The sequence below is a fragment of the Paenibacillus sp. FSL R5-0341 genome (assembly GCF_037975235.1).
GTDB classification, from domain to species: Bacteria; Bacillota; Bacilli; order Paenibacillales; family Paenibacillaceae; genus Paenibacillus; species Paenibacillus amylolyticus_A.
The window spans coordinates 4,755,640-4,780,409 of sequence record NZ_CP150241.1 but is presented as its reverse complement, the minus strand read 5'-3'; the positions used below and the strand labels follow the sequence as shown (position 1 = coordinate 4,780,409).

At 47.4% G+C, this 24,770-nt stretch carries 21 protein-coding genes; 16 read left to right on the top strand and 5 right to left on the bottom strand.

Features of this window, described 5'->3' with window-relative positions:
- Positions 1-5: 5 nt before the first annotated feature.
- Positions 6-383, bottom strand: coding sequence for a PilZ domain-containing protein (locus tag MKX75_RS21435; protein ID WP_062835701.1), 378 nt, complete (start codon positions 381-383; stop codon positions 6-8).
- Between the two features lie 188 nt (positions 384-571).
- On the opposite strand from MKX75_RS21435, the gene MKX75_RS21430 reads away from it, so the two are divergent.
- The 7 genes from MKX75_RS21430 (at position 572) to MKX75_RS21400 (ending at position 5,060) form a co-directional block, all read left to right on the top strand.
- Positions 572-1,033 carry a DUF6386 family protein gene (locus MKX75_RS21430; RefSeq protein WP_339166737.1) on the top strand — a complete coding sequence of 154 codons (462 nt, stop codon included), beginning with the start codon at positions 572-574 and terminating at the stop codon, positions 1,031-1,033.
- A 29-nt stretch (positions 1,034-1,062) separates the two neighbouring features.
- Positions 1,063-1,746, top strand: coding sequence for a hypothetical protein (locus MKX75_RS21425; protein ID WP_339166735.1), 684 nt, complete (start codon positions 1,063-1,065; stop codon positions 1,744-1,746).
- A 27-nt stretch (positions 1,747-1,773) separates the two neighbouring features.
- Positions 1,774-2,421, top strand: a complete 648-nt coding sequence (locus tag MKX75_RS21420; RefSeq protein ID WP_339166734.1) for an SMI1/KNR4 family protein — start codon at positions 1,774-1,776, stop codon at positions 2,419-2,421.
- A gap of 14 nt (positions 2,422-2,435) precedes the next feature.
- Positions 2,436-2,762: a hypothetical protein gene (locus tag MKX75_RS21415; RefSeq protein WP_339166733.1), complete on the top strand. Its 327-nt coding sequence runs from the start codon at positions 2,436-2,438 to the stop codon at positions 2,760-2,762.
- A 36-nt stretch (positions 2,763-2,798) separates the two neighbouring features.
- Positions 2,799-3,200 carry a hypothetical protein gene (locus tag MKX75_RS21410; RefSeq protein ID WP_339166732.1) on the top strand — a complete coding sequence of 134 codons (402 nt, stop codon included), beginning with the start codon at positions 2,799-2,801 and terminating at the stop codon, positions 3,198-3,200.
- Between the two features lie 179 nt (positions 3,201-3,379).
- Entirely contained in the window at positions 3,380-3,928 is a 549-nt protein-coding gene (locus tag MKX75_RS21405) for a sigma-70 family RNA polymerase sigma factor (RefSeq protein WP_339166730.1), read from the top strand.
- Positions 3,918-5,060, top strand: a complete 1,143-nt coding sequence (locus tag MKX75_RS21400; RefSeq protein WP_339166729.1) for a DUF4179 domain-containing protein — start codon at positions 3,918-3,920, stop codon at positions 5,058-5,060. The genes MKX75_RS21405 and MKX75_RS21400 overlap by 11 nt, the downstream gene beginning before the upstream one ends.
- Positions 5,061-5,183: 123 nt before the next feature.
- Here MKX75_RS21400 and MKX75_RS21395 read toward each other — a convergent pair whose 3' ends face one another.
- Positions 5,184-7,169: a beta-galactosidase gene (locus MKX75_RS21395; protein ID WP_339166728.1), complete on the bottom strand. Its 1,986-nt coding sequence runs from the start codon at positions 7,167-7,169 to the stop codon at positions 5,184-5,186.
- A 116-nt stretch (positions 7,170-7,285) separates the two neighbouring features.
- Here MKX75_RS21395 and MKX75_RS21390 point away from each other — a divergent pair, with 116 nt between their 5' ends.
- The 4 genes from MKX75_RS21390 (at position 7,286) to MKX75_RS21375 (ending at position 12,618) form a co-directional block, all read left to right on the top strand.
- The gene (locus MKX75_RS21390) at positions 7,286-8,128 is read left to right on the top strand and encodes an AraC family transcriptional regulator (protein ID WP_339166727.1); all 843 of its coding nucleotides are present in this window, start codon (positions 7,286-7,288) and stop codon (positions 8,126-8,128) included.
- A 274-nt stretch (positions 8,129-8,402) separates the two neighbouring features.
- A complete protein-coding gene (locus tag MKX75_RS21385; RefSeq protein ID WP_254847933.1) occupies positions 8,403-9,431 on the top strand; it encodes a pectate lyase in 1,029 nt (342 codons plus the stop codon).
- Between the two features lie 303 nt (positions 9,432-9,734).
- On the top strand, positions 9,735-11,213 hold the full coding sequence (locus MKX75_RS21380; protein WP_339166725.1) for a methyl-accepting chemotaxis protein: 1,479 nt from the start codon (positions 9,735-9,737) through the stop codon (positions 11,211-11,213).
- Between the two features lie 181 nt (positions 11,214-11,394).
- Positions 11,395-12,618, top strand: coding sequence for a GNAT family N-acetyltransferase (locus MKX75_RS21375; RefSeq protein WP_339166724.1), 1,224 nt, complete (start codon positions 11,395-11,397; stop codon positions 12,616-12,618).
- Between the two features lie 126 nt (positions 12,619-12,744).
- Here the strand turns inward: MKX75_RS21375 and MKX75_RS21370 are convergent, their stop codons facing one another.
- Together MKX75_RS21370 and MKX75_RS21365 are read right to left on the bottom strand one after the other, a co-directional pair.
- Positions 12,745-13,110, bottom strand: a complete 366-nt coding sequence (locus tag MKX75_RS21370) for a VOC family protein (RefSeq protein WP_339166723.1) — start codon at positions 13,108-13,110, stop codon at positions 12,745-12,747.
- 165 nt (positions 13,111-13,275) lie between these two features.
- The gene (locus MKX75_RS21365) at positions 13,276-14,928 is read right to left on the bottom strand and encodes an alkaline phosphatase (RefSeq protein ID WP_339166722.1); all 1,653 of its coding nucleotides are present in this window, start codon (positions 14,926-14,928) and stop codon (positions 13,276-13,278) included.
- 342 nt (positions 14,929-15,270) lie between these two features.
- Between MKX75_RS21365 and MKX75_RS21360 the strand changes: the two genes are divergently transcribed.
- The 5 genes from MKX75_RS21360 (at position 15,271) to MKX75_RS21340 (ending at position 22,939) form a co-directional block, all read left to right on the top strand.
- The gene (locus tag MKX75_RS21360) at positions 15,271-16,575 is read left to right on the top strand and encodes a hypothetical protein (RefSeq protein WP_339166721.1); all 1,305 of its coding nucleotides are present in this window, start codon (positions 15,271-15,273) and stop codon (positions 16,573-16,575) included.
- Positions 16,576-16,859: 284 nt separating this feature from the next.
- Positions 16,860-18,374 (top strand): AbgT family transporter, encoded by a 1,515-nt coding sequence (locus tag MKX75_RS21355; protein WP_339166720.1) that lies wholly within the window; start codon positions 16,860-16,862, stop codon positions 18,372-18,374.
- A gap of 102 nt (positions 18,375-18,476) precedes the next feature.
- A complete protein-coding gene (locus MKX75_RS21350; protein WP_339166718.1) occupies positions 18,477-19,733 on the top strand; it encodes an amidohydrolase in 1,257 nt (418 codons plus the stop codon).
- Positions 19,734-20,336: 603 nt separating this feature from the next.
- Complete coding sequence (locus MKX75_RS21345; protein ID WP_339166717.1) at positions 20,337-22,580, top strand: carboxylesterase family protein; 2,244 nt, start codon at positions 20,337-20,339, stop codon at positions 22,578-22,580.
- A gap of 146 nt (positions 22,581-22,726) precedes the next feature.
- Entirely contained in the window at positions 22,727-22,939 is a 213-nt protein-coding gene (locus MKX75_RS21340; RefSeq protein WP_017687076.1) for a hypothetical protein, read from the top strand.
- 137 nt (positions 22,940-23,076) lie between these two features.
- Here the strand turns inward: MKX75_RS21340 and MKX75_RS21335 are convergent, their stop codons facing one another.
- A complete protein-coding gene (locus MKX75_RS21335; RefSeq protein WP_339166715.1) occupies positions 23,077-24,663 on the bottom strand; it encodes a stalk domain-containing protein in 1,587 nt (528 codons plus the stop codon).
- Between the last annotated feature and the right edge of the window lie 107 nt (positions 24,664-24,770).

Below are 24,770 nucleotides of genomic sequence, written 5' to 3'. Positions count from 1 at the left end.
TATGACTATTTCACAATAATTTTTCCTTGCCCTGCAAGCATTCGCATCTCTCGGGAGAGACGATCCTGGTTCCCATCCTGCATTTCGAGTTGAACACCATAGTGCCATGAGGTGTTTTTTTCTTGACCCCAGCGGAGAGTGCCTTCCATATATAGAGGGTCTTCAAAGAGCAACATATTCATTCCAATTCGGATATCGTTGTTCTCTACAGGAAGGGACAGCGGAAATGACAGCTGACAGCCGGATCGACTGATATCACACAGCTCGGCCTGAATGGGCTTGGGTGGTGCATTGACTCCGTTGATACTGAGAATATAGATCTCAAAGCTGATCGGTTCCTTCAATGTGTAGCGAAAGGGTTCTTTTCTATTGTTAATTGACATGGCTTGGCTTCCTCCATCAGGTTCAAAAAAGTCAGTTATGCTTATATCGACCGTTTGGAGCGATAAATGAAGAGTTGTGAAAGCCAGAGATGGTTCAGGGGTTCCTTTTACACGTGTACCAGGCTTGATATAATGATGGAATATATTTCTGAGTTTAGACCTGAATCAGACAGAAGGGACGGTTGAATATGCGAAGAACATTTCAAATGGTTACAGATACGGCAACAATGTGCTTGTATGATCTGGCGACGTTAAAGCATCGTGTCGAGGATACTTCGGACTGGTGGTCCATTCCGGAGGATGAGCTGGCTGAGGTGAATGCAGGCCATTGTCTGTTCCTGAATCTGGGTGCGGATGGAGTGTATGAGGTGGAATGGAGTTTGGAGGATGTAGAGGGAGATCCAGAACGTGTAGCAGAACGTGGAAAAGTATATCATTTGCAAGTTCCGTCTGGACACGTCTATCTGGGAGCAGCAGATGATGTGAGTGGCGGTGAATTGGAGCCGGATGAGACGTGTGAAGGGGTTCTGTTTCAGTTAAAGCCCGGAAATTATGCGTGTATCGTCTCCAGAGAAGCCAGTCGGATCGCGATTGTCATGACACCAAGTATACAGGGAAATAACACCTTGGATGAATTAATTCGGATGTAGTGTACATATGTGAACAGGAGGCATTTCATATGCAGGATTGGAACGATACAACCATGATGAATGCAGATAGCTTGCGTAAACGAATGAGAATACTTGCTGCATTGGATATCATCTTTTCGGAGGAAAAATGGCTACGTGTTCATCATTATGAAGCTGAGCTTCAGCCAGGTGTGGCATGGGGAAGCATCAATAACGGCGCAGGTGATCATCTGCATGTCTTGTTTACGAACTCAGGCACGTTGATCAAAGGATTCGATCATGAGTCACCCTTGAGCCCGCATGCTCGTGAGGATGGTGAGATCTACCCAGGCATGTACGATGAAGTACCGGAGACGTTGATGGCTGTTCTGCGAGATCAGGAAGAAACGTTGGATCAGGAGGATGTGACCTTTTGCCTATGGCAGGAAGGGAAAAACGACTTGCCATGGAAGGTTGGTAACTGGATTCAGCAGGCGATGGCCGAGGAAGATGAAACGGACGCCAGAGGTGGTGCAGAATTTTTACTTGGATATATAGAGAAGAACTCGGAAGATTACGTTGATTGGGCCAAAGGGTACTATGACCTGCAGAATCTGCCATTGGAAGCCGTAGCTGAAGTATATGAAGAGAAGCCGGTGACTGCCAGTCTGATCAAGCAGTTGTGCCCTGAGCGAGATGTGGCAGCAGCACTGGATGAGTTGCAGCAACGCGGGTACCCCGTGGAACGGACGTAATGGAGTAGTGAAGGAGGAAAGTAGGCCATGTACAATGTACAACTGGAACGTATGCGTGAAAAGTTGAGCACTCTCCGAAGTCTGGACCCGGATCTGGACCTGTTCGGTGCAGAAAACCATGAATATGAATTGGAGCCTGTGTGGACGCAGGAGGATATCACGCAATTTGAACAGAAATGGCAAATTAAGTTGCCGGAGGAGTATAAGGCATGGCTTCTTCATATGGGAACGGGTGGTGCAGGACCTTATTATGGTCTGGAGAACCCGGATGACGGCGTATATGCTGTGCTTGGTTATGATGATGAGCTGAATGCGATCTCGGACCCTTTTCAATTCACGGGAGCATGGAACTGGAACTATGACTGGTTCGAAGACAGCAAAGAAGAAGAGGAATGGGAAGCGTTGGAACATGAATATCTTGATCCAAAGTGGTCGGCAGGCATGCTGCGCATCAGTGATTTTGGTTGTGGCATATCCATGAATCTAATTGTTAAGGGAGCCTCCTACGGAGAGATCTGGGTTGATGACCGGGCTAACCGCAATGGAATTTATCCTGATCAGTATTGGGGCAATACGAATCGACTACATTTTCTGGACTGGTATGAGTTGTGGTTGGATCGTTCAATCCATCAAATGCATGAACAGAAGCAACAATCTGGAGCGAACGAAGTCTGAAGGAGGTTGTGCATATGGGCTGGGAATATGGGATTAGAGCAACGGAGCCTGCGATTTTACCTGAAGTCGTGAAGCGTCTGGCAGGTGCATTAACGTTTACCGAAATATATAGTCTGGAACACCATGCCAACGGCTTTGTATTGAACCGTGAGGATCCTTCCTGGCCTAGAGCACTGGAAGTGTGGATCGAAGAGGCTTCAGGCGTGGAAGAGATTGCGGACGGAGCGTTGTATATCTACTGTTTGTTTCATATCTGGGGTGAAGAGGCGCGGGGCTGGATGCAACAGATGGAGCAGGAAACCAGGCAGGTCGAAGGTGGTTTAATCTGGTTTGAACTCTGATCGGTAGGAGTTTTGCCTGAAATAGGAGGATTCTATATGGCTAAAAAATCAAAAAGGACTATTCCTACGCTCATATATCAGTATCAAGGTCCGCAGCGGAATGTGGGTTTTGTGTTATCCCCTTTATACATAGAAGAATCGGTTAAAGTAGAGATGGAAGACATGCTGTTCATATATCATGAAGACTTTGACTACATTCGTCCTGCATTGGATCGCGTATTTCCCTTAATTAACCCGCGAACTGGAGAAGAGATGAAGGCTCTAGATCCCTGCTGGGAGAATCCGATTACGAAGGAAGTGTGGGTGGGGATTTTATCAGAGTTGGATCAACAGGTGGTTGCAGAGCCTGAATTACGGATGTTTTTGAATCAGTTTACCACTTGGGTGAGAAACCATTTGCAATTGGCTGACGGGATTGAAGTCACCGGCAACCTGTAAGTCAGTTGATCTTGGATTGTTCATGCGTGTGCGTAATTCTGTATACCGGCGGCCGAAGTGCTATGTAATCAAGCTCCCTCATGATGATGGCGGAGCTTTTTTGATGAACAAATATTAAAAACCGTTTGCTTCACTCACCCGTCTTATACCACAGAAAGAGAGAGAAGGAGGGATGCGGGGTGGAAACAAAAGCAGAGATGAACCAGAGGATATATGTACAGACCGAAGACGAGACGGCATTTGTGCAATCCATTATGGAACATCAAGATACGCTCATTAGCATTGCCTACAGTTATTTGCGTAACCAGCAAGACGCGCTGGAAGCGGTACAGGAGATGACGTGCCGAGCTTGGATCAAGCGTCGGACGCTGAACAATGAGAAGGCGTTCAAGTCGTGGATCATTCGGATTCTCATCTATATCTGTATCGATGAGCAGAGGCGGCGCAAACGGGCGACACCTCTGGCGAAGGAAGATATAGAGGACAGCATTCCGGCGTCTTGGATGATCAGTGTAGATGATAATCGAATCGCTATGGAATCTCTTTTGCAAAAGTTGAAACCGAAATATCGCCATGTATTATTGCTGAAATATTATAACGACATGACACTGACGGATATTGCCTCGATCCTCGGCAAACCGGAAGGTACGATCAAGACCTGGCAGCACAAGGGGCTCCAGCAGTTGCGCAAGTTGATGAAGAATAGGAGGGATTGGCATGACCACTAACCCGGAGGAGAAAGCACTTCTTGCAGATGCATATCAGGTGAAAAGAGAGAAGCAGCACTGGAATCCGACGGACACGACTGCTGCAATTCAACGTGGTCTCGCAAAGGGCAGAACAAAACGATCAGGTAGGACCTTTCGTGTCAAATGGATCACGGCAGTGCTTGTCACGGTTCTGGCTGCAGGTTGGTTTCTTATGGGCCCGCTTGGAAACTATGGGCAACAACCGGCAACATATACTGAGCCTGTAACCCACTGGGGAGTACTTGAGCCCTTTCGTGGCCGGCTAACTTCGGATATGGAACGTACTACGATTACTTCAACGCTCAATAATGGTTATGTGCAACTCGTGGATCAGACGGTTACATCGGGCATATATCAGTTTACCGTGAATGCGGTTATGGCAGATGAGAACAGGATAACCGTATTGTATACCGCTAGAACGGATGCTTCACAAGAGATATATTCGATCGTCAATACCAAGATGACGGATGCAAGAACAGGTTATGTTCTGGATAACGGAAATATAGGAGGCGTGCATTTCTCAAATGATAAACATACTATCTATGGTCGAAGTACACTTGAACGGAATCGAAACAAACCGTTGCCTGAGCAAGTGAATCTTCAATTCCAGCTTTCTTCCGTTGTTCCGGATGTGGTGGAATATTCAGAAAACGGGGAAAAGGAACGGAAATATCAATTTTCCAAAAAAATGAATCTTTCTTTTGCGCTGGATCCCAAATTCTCTATCCCCAAAACGGAAATCTTGAACGTTAATCGTACTTTTACCGTTGGGGGTTATGAAGTTATGTTGTCAGAAGTGGAATTATCACCGCTTGTGACTCGGGTTAGATTTGTTTTTGAGCCGGAGCAAGAGATCGATTACAAAACGAAGTTGTCGATCAGTGAGGTCGTTCAGCCTCTTGAGATTGTAACTACCACTAAAGACGGGAAGCAGACCATTTTATCCATGGTAAACGGGAGCGGAACGGAAGATGGAATGATGTATTCTTTCAGCAGCAATCTGTTGGACAATCCGAAGTCGATGATATTAAAACTTCGTGGCAAACCAGATAAGGTCTATGATGATTTGCAGGAAGCCAAGAATGATGAACTGGGGATCAAAATCAAATAAGATGAACTAACTGGAATAACTCTTATTCGAATTGGTGGACGTTAGTGAAGTAAGTGAAGGGATGTCCCGCAAGGTCGTAAGCCTTGTGAGACATCCCTTCTTAAATATGACAAGCTACTGATCTTATACAGTTAGAATGTCTACTCCCAGAGCTGGAAGCGTCAACTTCTGATTCAATCTCTCGCTAGTCAACAAGCTGCGATAAGGAACGTCCAACGTAATCTCTCGTTGCTCATTCGTCAGGTTGATCAGGAACAGGAAGTTTTGCTCCCCCTTCGTTCGGATCGACAGCTCGACACCTTCCGGCAACTGGATCTCGGGCGCCAACCCTTTTTCCTTCAATATGTCTTCAAACAGCTGATAGAAATACGATGGATCCGGCCAAGTGCCGACATAATACACTTCACCTTCACCAAGCTTATTGACAGTAATCGCCGGTACACCCTCGTAAAAGTCGTTGTCATACCAGGCGATCGGCTCTGCACCTCTCAGTTCCAATAGATCACACCATTGCTTCGCAGCGAAGGTCTTGCCCTCCGCGTTCCGTATCCGATGCTCACTGTTGCCGATGGCATCATATTCACTTACAACAACACCCGCCGCTTCAGCCAGTAGCCCCGGCAGAGGCAACATCTCACATACGTTCCTCATGTTCTTCACGCCAGTCCGATTGGTGAGGACAACCGTACCACCCTTGGCTGCGAATCGCTCCAGTCGCTGTGCTACTTCTTCATTTAACAGGAAGAGGGAGGGGACAATGACCAGCTTGTACCCGTCGAGCTCCTCCGTCCAATTGATAACGTCTGTACCGACGCCCATTTTCAGAAATGCATTATGCATAGAGGACAAGTTATCTATATAGTGCATTCCCCCTTCCGCCTGCGGCTGAAGAGAAAGCGCTGTATGCTGATCATGCGAATGCAGAATCGCAACCTGGGTAACAATGGTTGAGTCGGCCAGCAGTTCTCCTAATTGGTTCACCTCGCGAGTAAGCTCCGAGAATTCCCTGAATCTGCGTCCAGGAACATTGCTGTGGTCGATCAGCCCGTGCCAGAACTGTTCGGCTCCGACGGTAGCACTCCGCCAGCGGAAATGGACGACCATATCCGCACCGCGAGCGATTGTCTGCCAAGAGCGAGCTCGGATCAGTCCAGGATAGGGGGTACGCTGAATCGGCATCCAGGCACCCTGTGCTCCGCTGAGCTGTTCCATTACCCAGAAATTCCGGCGCTTGATACCGCGAACCAAGTCTAGCGTAAGCGCTCCGTTCCTCGGAAACCGATCGCCATAATCGCGATACAGCTCATTCGGATAATAATCGACAGAGACGAAGTCCAATTCGTTGTGCATATCATAGTAGTCCAGGCTATTCGGATATTGCCACATGTTATGCGTCACGAATTGATCTGGACAGTTACGGCGTAAAATCTCAAGCTGCCATCCCAGCAGATAGCCTACGCTGTCGGAACAAAACCGTTTGTACTCCAGAAGATAAGAAGGATTCATTGGTTTGCTGGTACCGAGCGGCGTTGTTACCTCAGCCCAGCTGCTGTACTCACCGCTCCAGACGACCGTACCCCACTCCCGGTTCAACTCCTCCAGATTGGAATAACGCTTTTGCAGCCAAGCGACAAATGCACGATTGCATGTATCACAATGGCACTCCTGGTAGTGCATCTCGTTATCGATTTGCCAGCCGATAACAGCGGGATGCTTACCATAGCGCTGTGATATCGCTTCCACAAATTTGGAGCCCAGCATTCTCAAGGAAGGGCTGTTGTTGCAACGATGTCCACGCACACCTGGCCGAATGATGTGGCGTTGCTCATCCATGGGCAGCACATCCGGATAACGGGTTGTCATCCAGTTTGGCGGAGTATTGGTTGGGGTGCATAACACAATTTCCATGCCGCGCGAAGCGAATACTTCTATAGCCGCATCCAGCCATTCAAACTGATAATTCCCCTCAGTCGGTTCCATTCGGCTCCAGGCGAACTCTGCCATTCGCACAATAGCAACCCCTGTCTCTTGCATAAGTACGGCATCTTTCTCCCATAATTCCGGAGCCCATTGCTCTGGATAATAATCAATTCCGATCTTAATTGTCATCCTCTGATCTCCTTTATTTATCAATATATTGCGATTATATGCTATATTAATTAGAGTGAATATCTTAAATAATTAATATAATATAACAATATTAAGATAACAGGAGAGTTAGTCCTATGCCTCTTCCCAATCGCAATTTCCCGGTATTATCTGCCCGAGACAAGCTGCTCCCTTTTTATTTGCTTGGCATCGGTCTGCATCATGAACAGGAGCATATACGCCGAGACCAAGGCATTCAGGATTATCAGTGGATACAATGTCGCAGCGGTGTGGGCAAGCTTAAGCTAAGTGAAACGGAATATATCGTCAAGCCGGGTATGGGCATACTGTTGTTCCCTGGACAGAAGCACGAATACTATGCCCTATCCGAGAACTGGGAAGTCGACTGGATCATTTTTGATGGCAGCGGGTCAGCGAGCTTGTTTGAAACCGTGGGCATTGTCGACACATGCGTATACACGCTTGCATCGCCTGAATACCTTCTATCCCGCATGCGGGAGCTGCTGCAAGCAGCCTTAACACCACAAGAGCAGACATTAAGCAATTACGCCTGCTCAGCTATCCTCTATACTTTATTGACCGAGATTATTCAACGCGTATCTGTGGAGGGCAGCGATACCGTCGGGCAGCAGTATGAGCGATTAAAGCCGGTTCTGGATTATATTGAACAGCATTATGCTGAAGAGATTACTTTGCCAACGCTGGCTGGATTGATCTGTGTCACACCAGAATATTTCTGTCATTTGTTTAAGAAGACGACAGGTATTCGTCCCATCAGCTATGTTAATCAGGTAAGGGTCAACAAGAGCAAGGAACTTCTGCTCGACAATGTGCAGCGTGGGATGGAGGATATTGCTCGTCAAGTTGGCTTCGAATCGACCAGCTATTATGGAGCAATCTTCAAGAAGCTTGAACGAATCACACCTGGTGCCTTCCGCCGCAGCTATCAGAAGTCATGATATATTGTTATCCGCAAGCGAATGGTTTTTCGTCAGTGAGCAAATTGTAACGAACCGAACTCGTTTATAGAGCCGCTAATTAGCGGCTCTATTTTGTGTGCAAGAAAGGCCTGGCATTACGTTTATTCACGATATCTGATCTACTGTTGCATAAAAGTGATAATTGTTGTCTTTTTGCAATATTTGTATTGTCACAGCCAAAGTTACACGATATAATCGAGTTGTCTTCGAGGATAATATTATAAAGGATGGTGAAATTTTGAAGAAATTTTCGATGCTTTTACTCGCGGTAACGCTATTGTTGTTAACGATCTCAACGGCTCCATCTACATATGGTGCGGCCAGTTATCCAAACACAGGTACGAACGGGCTGACCGGTTTTGCAGGCAGTGCCAAGAATGAGAGTGGTGTATCCAAGGCAGCCACAACAGGTGGCAAGAACGGTCAGGTGGTTTACGTTAGTAATCTCAATGACCTGAGAACACATATGGCAGGCTCTACAGCCAAAATTGTCGTTGTTGAACAGAATATTTCTTCTTCCTCTCTGCAAAAGGTTGAATTTGGAGCGAACAAAACACTGGTAGGTTCCTTTGACAAACATACATTAACGAATATTCATTTCAGATCTACAAGCAGTTCGAGCAATGTGATTTTTCAGAATCTGACCTTTCAACATTCAGCGAATATCAACGGCAATGATGATATCCAGGTATACATCACATCTGGCTCCAATTACTGGATCGATCATGTGACGTTCGCTGGCCACAGCTATAGCTCTGGCGGAAGTGATCTGGACAAGCTTCTGTATATCGGTGATCGCGCTGACTACATTACGATTAGCAATTCCAAATTTGCGAACCATAAGTATGGCGTCATCCTGGGTCATCCGAATGATGGTAACAGCAGTTACAATGGCGTACCTCATGTGACGATGTCCAATAATTACTTCGAAAATTTATATGTACGTGGTCCTGGACTTTTAAGATATGGTTACTTCCATCTCAAAAACAACTATGCGAATAACTTTAATCAGGCCATCACAATTGGTGAAAAAGCACGGATTTATTCCGAAAACAACTATTTTGGTGCTGGCGCTGAAAAGGGCGGCATCCTGGATGACAAAGGAAAAGGTGAGTTTACGGATACGGGCAGTACGCCAGCGCTTAGTAGTCCGACTTCTCCTAAAACGAACTGGAGACCAAGCACCAATTACAGTTATCAAGTAGAGAGCGCCAGCTATGCGCGTGAGTTCGTCACCAAGTATGCAGGCTCCTCCAATACGACGCTTGTGTTCGGAAAGTAAGCGTTACTGCACATCCATATCACAACCAAAAGGCCTGTCTTGTACGCCATAACGTATAAGACAGACCTTTTTTTGTTTGTAAAATGATATGCCTGCATATCATTTTACATTTCATATTCATTTTAAATGTTGAATACCGATATACATAAAGTAGCGCTGATTTCATACTTATGAAGTTAATATGTACTATGCTAAGACGCTGCGTATTTGCGATTTGCGCATAAGCAGGACCAAAGACTAGTAGATGTAGTACAGAAAGGCCCTACAACTTACATTTAACCTACATAAAAGGACGGGGTATGCATGGATCGTATGGACGAAATTATTTGGAAAAGGAACAAATTAATCGGTATCATTTTGTGGATTATTATTGCCATTGGTATGGGTCTGGCCTTTACGATGCCCAAGTTACTTGTGTCCAATGGAGTAGCTCTGATCTTTGTAGTTTGGATTACATATGCTAATGCGAAAAAGAAACATATTCATCTCATTCCATGGCTGATTACCGTGTTACTGACAATATGTGGAGTCTATGTCGGTTGGGGAACGGTCAATTTTGCATTAAGTTTGGTTATAACCGCGGTTCTATTGTTATTTCCTAACAAGAAATTTTTTGTGGTTGGATTTTCGGTCTTACTAGTCAACAGTGTTCTTCAGTTATTTGTTATGAATACCGTTGATTCTGTTGAGCTAATAGGGAATATCGTCAATGTGGGACTATTTGCTCTCACGGGAGCCATTCTGATGCTGGTCTCACAGCTGAATCAAAGACTCTTTCATGAAAGTGAAGTACGTCAGAATGAGGTAGAGCGCTCGAAACAAAGAGTGGAAACCATGCTGGAACGTGTAAAGGAATCCGTCGATGGTTTGTCTCGTTATACGGATCAATTGAAGCAAAAGGTGGATGCGACTGGTTCCATCACCAATGAGGTGACGCTTGGGTTCAGTGAAGTTGCCAAAGGCGTTGAGTTCCAGGCGACCAGTGTTGCCGAGATTTCGGAATCCTTGTCTGTGTCGGATCAGCATATCAAGGACGTTGCATTATACTCCCAGCAGATGAAAGAATTGTCCTCAAGTATGGCAACGAGCACGCAAACAGGAAGCACACAGATGGACCAACTGAACATTCAGATGCAAGAGCTATATGAGACGATCAATACAACTGCTAGTGACATGCGAAAGTTCAACGAGGAAAGTGAATCCATGACACTTATGCTGAACAGCATAGCGGATATTGCGAATCAGACCAACCTGCTCGCGCTCAACGCAGCCATTGAAGCGGCTCGTGCGGGCGAGCATGGACGCGGGTTTGCCGTTGTATCAGAGGAAGTTCGCAAGCTGGCCGAGAACTCGGGTCAATCAGCGAGTGATATTGCAACCATACTGTCGCGCTTGAAAGGACAGACGCAGGCATTGACGGATCGATTCGAACGTATTCGTCTTTCGTTACAACAAGGAAGAGACAGTGTGCAAACGGCAGATGAAGTGTTCCGTACGATCAACAGCAACTCTCAACATGTATTGAATCAAGCGACAGATATTGAGATTAGTTCGGCTACGATGAGGGAGTCTTCCACCAGAGTTGTGAATGAGGTTTCCGAGATTTCGAGTGTAACGGAGCAATCCAGTGCAGCGACAGAAGAAATCCTGGCGAGCATGGAAGAACAACGTAACCTGACACAGAAGATGGTGGAGAGCTTCGGAGAACTGGAGCAACTGATTGTGGACCTGAATGAGTTAGTCTCCGATCAGCAGGCTGCTTCCGTTGAGAATAAACTTTAATAATCAATAGTTAAGGGCCTGTCGGTGCGTATTTTGCGTACTGGACGGGCTTTTATCATCTGGAGTACAGCTTGATGCCGGCATTTTTTTCCTATACAGTGTTGTGTAGAGTATGAAGATGTAGCACTGGAACTGAACTTGATGTTGAACAGATGATGTTACCTCATGGGGGAGTAAAAGGTTGAAGAGTAAAGGAATGAAAGACAGCTCGGCCTATGGTGACCGTACATATGAAGTTAGGAATGATAACCGTGCTGAACGCGTGCGTCTTTATGATCAGCATTCGTTCAAAGACATGGACTGGCCCAATACGGAGGATGGCAGATATGCCAGAGCTTATCTGGAACCTATGATGCAGCAAGGTTCCCGAAGCTTTATGTCCAACGTGGAAACGACATTGCTGCTCGCCCGGATTGATGATCTCGTTATTCCGCTAACCGTGAATGATACGGAGTATGATAATGCTTATGTCTGCTCGCCATATACGCATTACGTGAGTTACGCCAAGCAGGAATTGACCATGTTGCAGAAGCCCGTGTTGGAAAAAGGTCTTTCTGTGTTACTCAGTCTAATAGGTTGGGGAATGAAGAAATCGCAGATCAACAAAGTCGTGCATGTGAACAACTGGCTGTTGTCCACCAATCTGTATCCAGCCATGTCCGGTGAGCAGGCGGCTTGTTTGCTTGCAGCGGTACAAGAGCGATACCCTAAGCATGTCATTGTATTTCGCTCCTTGTGTCCGGGACTTCATCCTGATTTGACAGCGAGGCTGACAGAAACAGGTTGTCGACTGATTCCGAGCCGACAAATATACCTATATCGAGCGCATGATCCGAATTTTGGCAATTCGAAGTCACGCTGGCTGCTGAAGAGGGATTACGAATTATTGGCCAAGCATGAATACGAACTCGTATCCGCAGCAGATATGGCCAATACAGATATTCCGCGAATCGTGGAGCTTTACAAGCTGTTATACCTTGAAAAATACTCCTATCACAATCCGCAATTCACCGAGCAGTTCATTGCTACTGCGATGGCATCAGGGACACTCAGGCTATATGGATTGCGGAAGGAAGGGCGCCTGGATGCGGTCATGGGTTATTTCTGCCGAAATGGAATCATGACAACACCGCTGTTCGGTTACGACACAGCGGCGCCCCAGTCTGTCGGACTATACCGTATGTTATCGGCCTGTCTGATCGGGCAGGCTCGCGAGAACGGTCATCTGTTGCATGAGAGCGCCGGGGCTGCGCAGTTCAAACGCAATCGTGGAGCTGTGGCTGATTTCGAGTATTCCGCAGTCTATGAGCTCCATCTTCCGTGGGGCAGGCGCTGGTGCTGGCTGTTGCTTGATCGGTTGTTGAATCGCGTAGGTGTGCCGCTGATGCGCCGCATGAAGCTGTAAACAGACACAAAGACGTGCTTACGCTGCCCGATGCAGACGTGGGATTGCAGCTGGTTTGACTGCACACATGCACACCCCACGGGTCATCCGGATACGTACACTTAGTGCTTAGTTACACTCGCCTAATTAGGCATGTTCTGCGAGTTGTACCTCGAAGCCGTCTGGATCTGTAATGTAAATAAACCGCAGATGCGGATTGGGCTGGATAGGGCCGCGTAAAATCGGGATATTCAGTTCTGCCAATCGTTCCATGGCTTCCTCCAACGAGTTCACCTCATAGCCGATCGACACGCCGGCCTCTGGTTTAAGAATGGATTCACTGCCCTCAATCAGTTCCAGCTGGGTTTCATTTTCCATGCCAAGCATGGCAATCTGTCGTCCACGGCTTTCGAATCTGCGCTGAATGGGAAGTCCGAGCATGTCGTGGTAGAACCCGAGCGAAGCTTCCAAATTAAGGACCCTCAGCGTGATCCAGTTTAATTTGATCAACATAGGTGAATATCTCCTTTTTTCTTGCATGATATGTATTTTTGTTACGTTTATTATACGATAGGCATTAGCAGGAACCTACCCCATATCAGCAAACAATAAAATAGCTGCCGAAATATTCGGCAGCCAAATGGTGCAATTTCCTGTGGTTCCAGTAGTTCTAACGAATTATTGAATCAGATCCACAGCCGTCTGTGGAACAAAGGCTTCTACACCGTTATAGACAATGACACCTTCCAAGGCTGTCTTTTTGCCGTTCACCAGTGCAATATTTTTGTAGATTTGCAGTTCCAGCTTGGTGCTACCTTTTGTAACGAGGATCTTCGGATTTTTGGCGTCGGTCAGGTCCAGCTTGTACGTCGCGCCTTTGGCTGTAAATGCCTGTTTGGCAGGTACAAACAATTGTTTGCTCACGCTGTCGAGATCCAGATCCAGTACACGAGCCATATATTTGGCGACATCCGTGTTGTCAATCACACCGAATGGACGGTCATTGTTCGGAGCATACGTGTACAGCACGACATCTCCACCTGTATGACCACCGGTTGTCCAGCCGATCCCTGCGCGTTTGCTGATCATTGGACCAATTGCATAGTTAAGACTGCCTGGCTCGGCCGCTTTGATGGTGGCAATCTCTTCGGAAGTCAGGTCCGTAATGCCATAGTATTGTTTCATCACTGCTTTGATGTTCGTACGCTTCGCATTCAGCTTCGCTTCAACGCCCTCGCCTGTCAGCTTGGCCTTTTTCAAAGGTCCGATAAATGTGGACAACGGCTCTTTATCGTACGTGCCGCTAGTTGCGTTGTTACCAATGGTGAGTCCACCATTACCATGGTCCGTAACAGCCACAACGGCAGTCTCTCCATCGGCTTTGGCAAAATCCATGGCTACTTTTACGGCATCATCAAATGCCAGCACATCACTGATAATACCAATCGGATCATTGGCATGAGCTGCCCAGTCCACTTTGCTGCCTTCGACCATCAGGAAGAAGCCGTCTTCGTCTTTGGACAGAACTTCAATGGCTTTGGATGTCATCTCGGCAAGGCTCGGCTGCTTGGCAGGATCACGGTCCATATTGTAAGCCATACCTGCGGGTGCGAACATGCCCCATAATTTATTTGAATCGGATGCTTTCATCGCCTCCGGTGTAGTGACGTAATCGTAACCCAGTGCCTTAATGGAAGACACCAGATTTTCGCCGTCTTTACGTCCGGCTGGCTCAAGATATTTGCTACCTCCACCTAACACAACATCCATGCCATTGTAGACTTGTTGTTTGCTGAGAGCATCATAGTTTTTGCGATCCGGATAGTGCGCAGAGAAGTCCGCTGGTGTGGCGTGCATAATCTCGGATGTGGCTATAATTCCGGTTGCTTTACCGGCGAGTTTAGATGCTTCCAGCACGGAAGCAACAGGTTTTCTTGCATCTCCAGGCGCAATTGCTTTCTGTCCAGGCATCGTAGCCTTGTCCGGCAGTACGCCAACAAATCCGGTATGCGATTTATAACCTGTGGCAAAAGCTGTTCCGGCAGGAGCCGAGTCCGCAATCGGCGCATCAGCGGAGTGTGTACGAACCATGCCGCTTGCCATGGAGTCCAACGTCAGGGACGAGCCCTTATACCAACGAGCCAGAGCAGTGGCATCGTTAGCCATGCCGTCAGGAATGAGAATAATGACATTTTTAATCGGCGATGCAGATGTCGTTGAGGTGGTGTCTTCCACAGCCCACGCTGCAGTGCTTCCTCCGAGTGTAGCCGTAACAATCGTTGTCACCGCGAGCATCATTTTGGCTGCACGGACATTAAACCGGTTTAACATGAATGCATCCTCCTAGAATATATGTATAGTTTGTTTTGTATCCAGAACCCAGTGTATACAACAAATGCTAAACCAATGTATGAAATGGATTAACTATATGTAAAATTTACGATTAATGAAAAGGATAGACTTCAGACGAACAGACAGGAATAGGGACCAATTCATTCAATAAGTGTGGACTTTGCTAAGTCGTGTGATAAGCAGTGCGGGGCATAGGTGAATCCACCTATGCCTGTTTTGTTATATTGGCGGTTCTGTATATAATTAAAGCTTATAACTCACGGAACATTCGGAGCGATATGATATATGTTGAAATGTGGAGTGAGAGAAGGAGGGGTGTGCATGTATCGTATCGGAATTGTAGGGCCGAAGCCTTCCATTGAGCGAACCATGCGTGCGTTGCAGGGACACAATCTGGGGGCGAGCTACGAGCTATATGCCTATGAGCATGCAAGAGAAACGGGAGACATCATTAGACGAAATCGGGAGAATGTACACGGATGGGTATTTACCGGGCCGATTCCTTATCTGAGTGCCCAAGCTGAACTTTCTGAAAAAGAACATGCGATATACTGCCCTCCTACTGGGGCCAGTTTGTATAAGGCGATGCTTCAGGCCATCTACACCTTGGACAGTCCGGTGAAAGATATCTCCATTGATATGACGGACAACGAGAGTTGGGGGCTGATGGACAGTTTGGAAGAGCTGAATTTCTCACAGGAGCAATTACGGAAATACGTGTTTTCCATCGATTATGATGTGGAAGAAATGATCGGGTTCCATGTGCAGCATTGGCAGGAGGGGATTACCAAAGCAGCGATTACATGTCTGTATGCGGTGTATCAAGGTTTGCTGGAACGCGGGGTACCCGTCTTCAAAATTGATTCAACCAAGCAGGAAACGGTACAAGCCGTACGCATGCTGATTGAACAGATTCGCAGTTCCGCGTTCAAGGACAGTCAGATTGGTGTACTTATGATTGAGATCGATCGATTGCATGAAGCGGGAGAACTGTCGACCGAGCGTTACCAGTTGCAGTATATGGAGCTGAAGATCAAGGGTGTGCTGCTGCGACATTGTGAACTAATCGATGGATCACTTCATCAGGATGGCACCGGAAGGTACCTAATGTATGGTTCGAGAGGTGTGATGGCCCGTAATATGGATTCCCTTCATTCGACCATGCATCAGCTGGAGCTGGATACAGACTTGCCTTCTTTTGCCGGGATTGGGTTCGGAGAGACGGCGTTTGATGCCGAACGTCATGCACGTAAAGCTATTCAGTATGCCAAGGATGATGAGGCTGGACGGATCATTATCTATGAGACAGATGGAACCATTGTGGAGGCGGCAGGAGAAGACCACGAATTATCCTACGAAACCTATTCAAGTGATATCGAATTGCTGGAACAATTGAACAAAGCAGGCGTAAGTATTCGTACATTCCAGAAAATAAAGGCATACATACGCCGAATGGGCAAAGAAGAATTTACAGCTGGAGAGTTGGCTTCCGGACTGTCCATGACCATCAGGCACGTACAACGTATTATGGGTAGCCTCACTGCTTTTGCACTGGCCGAAATTGCTGGCAATGAGCTGAATACAAGGCGGGGTAGGCCGAGTAACCGTTATCGTCTCTTGCGTTAGGTTAGCGAACATAGAACGAAGTAATCAAACCGATGATGCAACCTTATGTCTCATGTCCGTGTGGAGAGGACGAGATGATAAGGACAGCTCAGCGGTTTTTTTATTTACAGTGTTAAAATACATGACACAGGTATTGAACTTTGTGCGGTGATAATTATATAATGTCCTAAAATTACGACATTTTCGTTAAATGTACGTTAATGATCTGCTAACGGGGACAAGACCTTCATCGACTTGTTCAGTCTATCCAGAGGCAGTTCCATCACAGTCAGGGGGTAGTTTACATGGTCAAATCGGACAGACAGGAGAACACAGGACTTTTTGGTTGGGTAGAGAAAGTGGGGAACAAGCTTCCCAATCCGTTTTTATTGTTTATCTATCTCATTGTCGCCCTGATGGTTGCCACACTGGTGTTATCGCTTTTTAATGCGACGGCACATAACCCGATTGACGGGGAACAGGTACATGTCAAGAACTTGCTGAGCAGGGAGGGAATTCAGTGGCTATTGCCCAATGTGGTCAAGAACTTTGCCGATTTCAAACCACTGGCTTCCATCCTCGCTCTGGTACTAGGCATTGGTCTGGCGGAGAAGGTGGGTCTTCTCGAAGCGGTCATGCGTAAAATGGCTGTTCGGGTACCTGCGCGTTACGCCAGTTATCTCGTCATTTTCATCGCGTTCTTCAGCCATGTGTCCTCGGACGCAGCGCTTGTGATCATGCCTCCGCTTGGAGCGCTGATCTTTCTTGCCGTAGGCAGACATCCAGTTGCCGGATTGATTGCTGCCATTGCGGGGGTTGGAGCGGGTTTTACAGCCAATATGCTCATTGTGACCACCGATGTATTGCTGTCAGGCATCAGTACCGAGATTGCGGCCTCTGTAGATCCCAATGTGGGTGTTACGGTTCTGGATAACTGGTACTTTATGTCCGCCTCCGTTATTGTACTGACTCTCGTTGCCGGGTTCATGACTGACAAATTCCTGGAACCACGTCTGGGCCGTTACGAAGGGGAGCGGGTGTACAAGCTCGAAGCGCCAATACCTGAAGAGAACCGGGCACTGCGTGCGTCGGGGATCGCTGCATTGCTTTTTATCGCCGTGATTGCATTCATGGTTGTGCCTTCCAATGGCGTGCTACGTAACCCGGAAACGGGAAGTGTCATGGGTTCGCCTTTTCTGGCCGGGATTGTTCCTGTCATTTTACTGTTCTTCTTTACCGTGGCACTGACTTACGGCATTAAACTGAAAGTGATCCAAAACCAGAACGATCTGCCGAAACTGCTTATTGAACCGATCAAAACGATGGCTGGATTTATCGTGATGGTATTCCCGTTGTCCCAATTCGTGGCGATGTTCAACTGGAGCAACATGGGCAAATTTCTGGCACTGACGATTACGGATTTGCTGGAAAAGACGGGCATTAACGGCATTCCCGTGGTGATCGGCCTGATCTTCCTGTCTGCATTGCTGACGATGTTTATCGCAAGTGGCTCGGCGATTTGGTCGATTCTAGCCCCGGTATTTATTCCAATGATGATGTTGCTTGGCTTCCATCCGGCATTCACTCAGGTTATTTTCCGGGTATCGGATTCGGTCGTTATTCCATTGGCTCCAGTGTCGCCTTTTGTACCGTTGTTCGTAGGATTTCTGCAGGAGTATCGTAAAGATGCGAAGCTGGGAACGTATTATTCACTGATTTTGCCGTATTCGATTGCGTTCTTCTCGGTGTGGGTGGTTATGGTCATTCTATGGTACGCCTTCAATCTGCCGCTTGGTCCGGGAGTAAACGCAAGATTGTAGAAGATCAGCAGGAGCAGGCTTAGTGACTTATAACGTTGAATGAGTAGTGTAGGACTGTACGTACGATGAAATAGAAAGAGGTTGGAGAGAGGGGAATGACACATGATGGATATTATCGCGCTTCGCCGGGATCTGCATGCACATCCTGAATTGGGTTTTACGGAATTTCGTACCGCGACCAAAGTGGTACAGATACTGACGGAGCTAGGGTATAGCGTCACTTATGGAAAAGATGCGATTGACGACACATCACGGCGGGGGCTGCCCAAGCCTGAAGTGCTGGAAGATGCATATCAGCGTTCCCTCCGGGAAGGTGCAGATTCGGTGATCGTGGAGCAGATGCGAGGGGGATTCACCGCCGTTGTTGCTGAGATTCAAGGGGAGCAGGAGGGGCCAACAACGGCGTTCCGCTTTGATATGGATGCATTGCCGATCCGTGAGAGCAAGTTGGAACAACATGCGCCGCAAGCGGCACAATTTCGTTCCAGTCATGAGGGCATTATGCACGCCTGTGCGCACGATGGACATACAACGATTGGACTAGCGCTTGCAGAACGGTTGAGTAACCGGAAGTTTGCCGGCAAGATTCGGCTGCTGTTCCAGCCTGCTGAAGAAGGTGTGCGCGGAGCATATGCTATGGTGGAAAAAGGAATGCTGGAACAGGTGGATCGCCTGTTCTGTATGCACTTGGGTACCGGTGTGCCATCCGGTCATATTAGAGGTGCGTCTGCCGGGTTCCTGGCAACGACCAAGCTGGAAACACACTTCACCGGGGTATCTTCCCATGCAGGGGCGTCACCGGAGGAAGGACGGAACGCGCTGCTAGGCGCAGCGACCGCCATGCTCAATATTCATGCACTACCCCGGTTCAGCTCGGCAGATACCCGGATCAATGTAGGTATTTTGGAAGGTGGAACAGGGGCTAATATTATTGCTGAGCATGCCCGTATGGTTATTGAGACGCGTTCGACGAGTGAAGAAACCAATCGAGAGCTGGAGCGCCGCGTGCGGCACATCATTGAGCATAGCGCAGCCATGCACGAACTGACCGCTACAGTTGAGGTCGTCGGAAGTGCCATTCCGATTCGGTGTGATATGGAACTTGCAACGCTTGCGGTTCAGCAAGCGGAAGGTATCGCTGGGTTCACCCATGCGGAGGCCATTTCGGATAGTGCTGCACTCGGCAGCGAGGATGCCAGTTATATGATCCGGCGAGTACAGGAGCAAGGTGGCAAAGCCACGTATATGATTGTTGGCAGCGAGTTGCCTGCGCCGCACCATCATCCTGAATTTGATATTGATGAAGCGGTATTGGTCCCTGCGGTAGAACTGCTGGAGAAGTTGGCACGGACACTGTAAATGAAGGATTTATAGGACGACAGATGCAGATATCGATGGATGGAGAGTTAGCGGTCCAGATAAATCATGATATAAGCTAAGTTCAGACCCGCATGAGAATGCGGGTTTTTAGTGTTAACCCTGTCAGAGATCATATCAAGATGATTAAAAAAGATATTGCGAACGCTTTCATTCTGTGCTAACATCACCATAACAACAGGATTGTAACCGTGTTAGGGCAATACCTGTGTCAGTTCATTCGTTGGTTCTTTCATCATCAAACGATTGATTGCGTTTACATTTTCATATGGAGTGAACCTCATTCCTCAGGGTTGTTACTGATTGCAGGCAAAACCTGAATTGAGGGCAGTAGACCACGCTAAAGCGATGTCTGTTTGCCTTCGGTTCAGGTTTTTTTATATAAAAAAATGCCTGATGGCATGTCCGCAAGCGCCGTAGCAGAAATTTTGAGCAGAAAGGAGCGCAGCAGATATAAGTTTTCCTAAATAGAGATATAGACTCATCCAGACATTGGAATACTGATTCTCAGATATGCATCTCACATGATCATTTCCAATGAAATTATCCCATCACACACTATTTGACAGCGAGGAGATTTATGACATGAAAACCATTAAACGTTCGATTGCCGTAGCAACAATTCTGGGGTTATGTGTATCCGCTCTACCAGCTTATGCAGCAGGCAATACAGCATCCTCTTCTTCAGCAGCGATGGACAAGCTGATCCAATCCGAACTTATTCGCGGTAGCGGTCAAGGTGTTAATGCGGCGTATCTGAACAAAAAGGCTACACGCATTCAGGCCGCAGTACTGTACTTGCGTTTGTCCGGATTGGAGAAAGAAGCACTCGCTTATCAGGGATCGGAAACGTATGACGATGCGGCTCAGGCAGGCAAAGTATTGCAACCGGTCGTTGGTTACTTGAAGCAGCATCCGTATGTGTCTGAGATCGTAACAGGAACGGAGAAGTTTGAACCTAATGCACCGCTTACAGCGGAAGGTTACGCCGGAATGCTGCTGAAGGTGCTTGGATATGAAGCGGGTACGGATTATGAGCAAGGAGCGGCTTCCACCTATGCGGCTGGTAAAGGAATCAAGGCGCTTCAAGGGAAGGGCGTGAGTCAACTTACCAATCGCCTGTTGGCAGAGGCAACCGCACAGGCATTGCAGACGCAGCTCAAGAATGGCAGTGGAACCTTGGAGCAGAGCTGGTTGAAACATAAAGAGGCTGGGGCGTTCCAACCTCAAACACTGCAACAGACCAAATATGGTGCAATTGATGGCAAAACCTATGAGCAATATGGCACGCTCGGCTGGCTTGGTGTTCCTTATGCGGCACCTCCGGTAGGCGAACTGCGCTGGAAAGCTCCACAAGAACCGGAAGCATGGACAGGAACGAGATCGGCTAAGGAATTTGCAGCGAACAGCTTACAGATTTCCGGTAAAAATACTGTAGGTAGCGAGGATTCGTTGTATCTCAATATTTGGCGTCCCGACACAACCAGTTCGAAACTTCCGGTGATGGTGTTCCTGCACGGCGGCGGGAATATGACCGGATCAGGTAAAGATTTTCAGGGTGAACAGCTTGCACGGAGTACCAACAGCATCATTATCTCGGTGAACTATCGTTTGGGAGCCCTTGGATTCTTCGAGAATGCAGCGCTGAAAACAGGTAATGCCCTGGATGACTCCGGTAACTACGGTCTGCTCGATGCATTCCGTGCACTAGAGTGGGTGCAAGATAATATCGAAGGGTTTGGTGGAGATACAGGTAATGTTACATTAGCCGGACAATCTGCGGGTGCACGTGATGTGCTGGCAACTCTGATCTCTCCACTTGGCAAAGGACTGTATCAAAAAGCAGTCGCTTTCAGCGGAGGATTGACGACAGCATCACCGGAAGAAGGTGAGCAAAAATCCGAGGATGTACTCGTGAAGTTAATCGTACAAGATGGGAAAACGGCTAACGCAGAAGAAGCAAAAGCATGGATTGGCAAGCAATCTCAGGCACAGCTGGAGAGCTACCTGCGTGCACTGCCTGCGGACAAGTTGGTCACAGCGTTTGGGGCAACCGCAATCCGTATGGACCCATTCCCGCATCTGTTCCGTGATGGTACAGTGATTCCAAAAGAAGGATTTGACGCCATCAATAATGGCAATTATAAAAAAGTACCTGTATTGCTCGGCAGCCTGGAAACGGAGTTCTCCGGATTTGCCTTCGGTGATCCGAACTTCGCTCCATCCATCGCAGATGAGACTCTGTTTACCGATAAAACCAAGGCGGAGCAATATGCCGCTGCGTTGAAATACGGTAGCGAAGCTTATGCAGGCTTTAATGCAGAGCGTGTGGCAGAACAATTGACAAGTAAAGCAGGTCAGCCACCGGTATATGCGTATCGTTTTGCATGGGGCACACAACCTGGAGTCATCTCTGAGCGTTTGCTTACATTACTTGGCGCACCACATGGTGCAGACATGGACTTCTATACAGGACACGCAGACGGAATTGCTGCCTATTTCCCTGAGGGGTACTTTAGCGATACAAACAAACCAGGACGTGATCAGTTGTCCGCCGCGATGGCAGCATATCTGAAGCAGTTCCTGTACACAGGCAATCCAGGTACGGGGGGATCACCTGATCTGGAGGCATGGACACCTTGGACGAAAGATGCTCAAGCCCCAATCATGCGTCTGGATGCGAGCAATACAACGGCAGAGATTGGCATGTCCACACAATATAATCAAGGCAAAGACGCCGTTATGGCGAAGATGAAAAAAGAATTGCCTGAAGAAACGTATAAACTGTTGACGGAAAAAGTGTTCGCAGGTCGTTTCTTCTGGGAATAAGGATTACCGGATAGGAAGGTATATATAGATAAATTGAAAGCCAAGGGAGCATGCTCTCTTGGCTTTTTGTACTGTTCGTTATACTTAAATATGGTATTGTTGTAAATATAAATTAATAAGATATGGGAAAGGGGAAAACGTACATTATGGATGGAGTTAGTAATTTTGGTATTGCAGGTATTATAACGCTATTAATTTTCTTTATTATGATTGGTCTTGTATTATATCTGGTTTTCTATCTTGTGATGAAGAGGTCTGGCGTCAAAGAGGAAGTATCCGCATTAAGGATGGAAGTACGCGTATTACAAGAGGAAGTAGAGCGGAACAGGCGGGAATTGGAAAATATGAAGCGTCGATGACCGTTTGGTATCAACTATATGTGGAAACGTGAAATAGCGTGTACAACAGTTTGAGAGGACAGGGGCTTTTCGCCCCTTCCTGCTCAATACAACGTGAAACCATTCATTTCAGCCTTTGCTTACCAAGGGCGCTCGATCTATTTCTTGGCAAAAAAACTAAGTGTTCCCGTGCTTTCATCAGCACTCACAAACAGACTGCGTCCATTTACCCGATGGATTCCCTCCGGCGACTCTCCGGCTGTAGGGATCAGACCCAGATAGTCCGGATTGACCGGATCAGCAAGATCGAAGAACAAAATGGCATCTGCCCGTTCGGAAGCTACCGCGGCATATGTTGTGCCGTCTACAGTAGCAACGGTCAGATTCTCCACTTCGCTACCTTTGTTGGGGCTACGATCATCAGGGTACAAGCCAACCATGGCGGTTGCCTCGTCAATGAGGTTTTGGCTATCGTACATCCGTTGGCCTTGCAGATTCCAGACAGCAATATTACGTCCGCCTGCTTTTACACCATCCTCAAATTCATCCTTGCCCAAGTCCCCTTCATTGGCTGTCAGCAGGTAGTTACCACCTGCCGAGAAAGCAATCCCATCCGGTTCATAACGAGCGGTCAACGTCTCTTTAAACTGAACGATACCGTCATCTTTCAGGTCTGCTTGATGTGAAGTGGTACCCAGCGCGAAGATGGAGCTGATCTTTTTGGTCTCCAGATCTACGATGGCCACGACATTGTTCTCCTGTAACGTGATGGCTGCTGTTTTGCTATCCGGACTAATGGCAACATACTCCGGCTGTGGATCATGCTTATAGATAGCACCTTCTACATTGTCCAGTGATACCGGCAAGCTCGTGATTTCACCCTCCAATACGTTCCCGCCAGCAAAAGATACAACCATAATGCTACCCGGACGTTTGGTGTTGGCATAGTCAATTTCATCGGCAGCTTTATTCAGTTCTTCATCCTCTATCGCGATCACCGCATGCAGACCGTCAGGTGACAGTGCAATCGAGTCAGGACCAATACCGAGTTCATATGTTTTTACCGTTTTGTAGGTTGTCAGATCCACAATGGCAAGTAAACCTTTGTTTGCTTCACTGTCCGTATCCCCTGTGCGAATAACTGCAAGACCATATTTGCCATCTTTGGACACGGTTACGCTTGTGACTTCAGCTTTGGCGGAGAGGTCATGGAAGCTGACCGTCTTCAATACATTGATGTTTTTTAGGTCAGCAATATCCAGTATGGCAATGCTGCCATTGTCCGCTTCGGTTACAAGCAGGCGCTGTCCATCTGGCGTAGAGGCTGATATTTCTGCTTTGCCACTGGGCATCTGGAAGGATGCGGTCCGTTCAAAACCGGTTTTATTTTGTTTCAGGATCAATTGATCCGTGATTAATTGAAGTGTTTGGGAAGATACATACGTTGTCCCGTTGGTGATATAGCTTTTACTATCCAGAGGAATTTTCACACCGTTGATGGTGGCTGAGGACGTTCCTACAGGAAGTTGTACTTTGGTATCTGCGATCTGGATATCAACACTGCGACTGCTTCCGTTCCATGTAACCGTACCCTGCATATTCTGTATGGCTGTACGCAATACGACATGATCATTGGTGGTTTTACTTGCGTCAGCAGCATGAATCATGGATGTGTAGCTTGTTGCTCCAGCGGTTAGAATAGCAGTCATCGACAGAACGGCAAGCCATTGATTTCTCTTTTTCAATGTTCCAGATCCCCTTTATCGTTTCGTGTGTGATGAGTTGTACAATTGTTTTAGTATAGGGAGCTTATGTTAAGGAAAGGTAAGAGAAGTCTGCAATTTGTGTAAAA

Bases quoted from the DNA above. Each gene is read 5' to 3' on its own strand.
- MKX75_RS21385 (WP_254847933.1), top strand. From the start codon at position 8,403: ATGCTTTTACTCGCGGTAACGCTATTGTTGTTAACGATCTCAACGGCT.
- MKX75_RS21350 (WP_339166718.1), top strand. From the start codon at position 18,477: ATGATGGATATTATCGCGCTTCGCCGGGATCTGCATGCACATCCTGAA.
- MKX75_RS21430 (WP_339166737.1), top strand. From the start codon at position 572: ATGCGAAGAACATTTCAAATGGTTACAGATACGGCAACAATGTGCTTG.
- MKX75_RS21340 (WP_017687076.1), top strand. From the start codon at position 22,727: ATGGATGGAGTTAGTAATTTTGGTATTGCAGGTATTATAACGCTATTA.
- MKX75_RS21390 (WP_339166727.1), top strand. From the start codon at position 7,286: ATGCCTCTTCCCAATCGCAATTTCCCGGTATTATCTGCCCGAGACAAG.
- MKX75_RS21435 (WP_062835701.1), bottom strand. From the start codon at position 383: ATGTCAATTAACAATAGAAAAGAACCCTTTCGCTACACATTGAAGGAA.
- MKX75_RS21400 (WP_339166729.1), top strand. From the start codon at position 3,918: ATGACCACTAACCCGGAGGAGAAAGCACTTCTTGCAGATGCATATCAG.
- MKX75_RS21420 (WP_339166734.1), top strand. From the start codon at position 1,774: ATGTACAATGTACAACTGGAACGTATGCGTGAAAAGTTGAGCACTCTC.
- MKX75_RS21355 (WP_339166720.1), top strand. From the start codon at position 16,860: ATGGTCAAATCGGACAGACAGGAGAACACAGGACTTTTTGGTTGGGTA.
- MKX75_RS21365 (WP_339166722.1), bottom strand. From the start codon at position 14,928: ATGTTAAACCGGTTTAATGTCCGTGCAGCCAAAATGATGCTCGCGGTG.
- MKX75_RS21360 (WP_339166721.1), top strand. From the start codon at position 15,271: ATGTATCGTATCGGAATTGTAGGGCCGAAGCCTTCCATTGAGCGAACC.
- MKX75_RS21425 (WP_339166735.1), top strand. From the start codon at position 1,063: ATGCAGGATTGGAACGATACAACCATGATGAATGCAGATAGCTTGCGT.
- MKX75_RS21395 (WP_339166728.1), bottom strand. From the start codon at position 7,169: ATGACAATTAAGATCGGAATTGATTATTATCCAGAGCAATGGGCTCCG.
- MKX75_RS21380 (WP_339166725.1), top strand. From the start codon at position 9,735: ATGGATCGTATGGACGAAATTATTTGGAAAAGGAACAAATTAATCGGT.
- MKX75_RS21370 (WP_339166723.1), bottom strand. From the start codon at position 13,110: ATGTTGATCAAATTAAACTGGATCACGCTGAGGGTCCTTAATTTGGAA.
- MKX75_RS21345 (WP_339166717.1), top strand. From the start codon at position 20,337: ATGAAAACCATTAAACGTTCGATTGCCGTAGCAACAATTCTGGGGTTA.
- MKX75_RS21410 (WP_339166732.1), top strand. From the start codon at position 2,799: ATGGCTAAAAAATCAAAAAGGACTATTCCTACGCTCATATATCAGTAT.
- MKX75_RS21415 (WP_339166733.1), top strand. From the start codon at position 2,436: ATGGGCTGGGAATATGGGATTAGAGCAACGGAGCCTGCGATTTTACCT.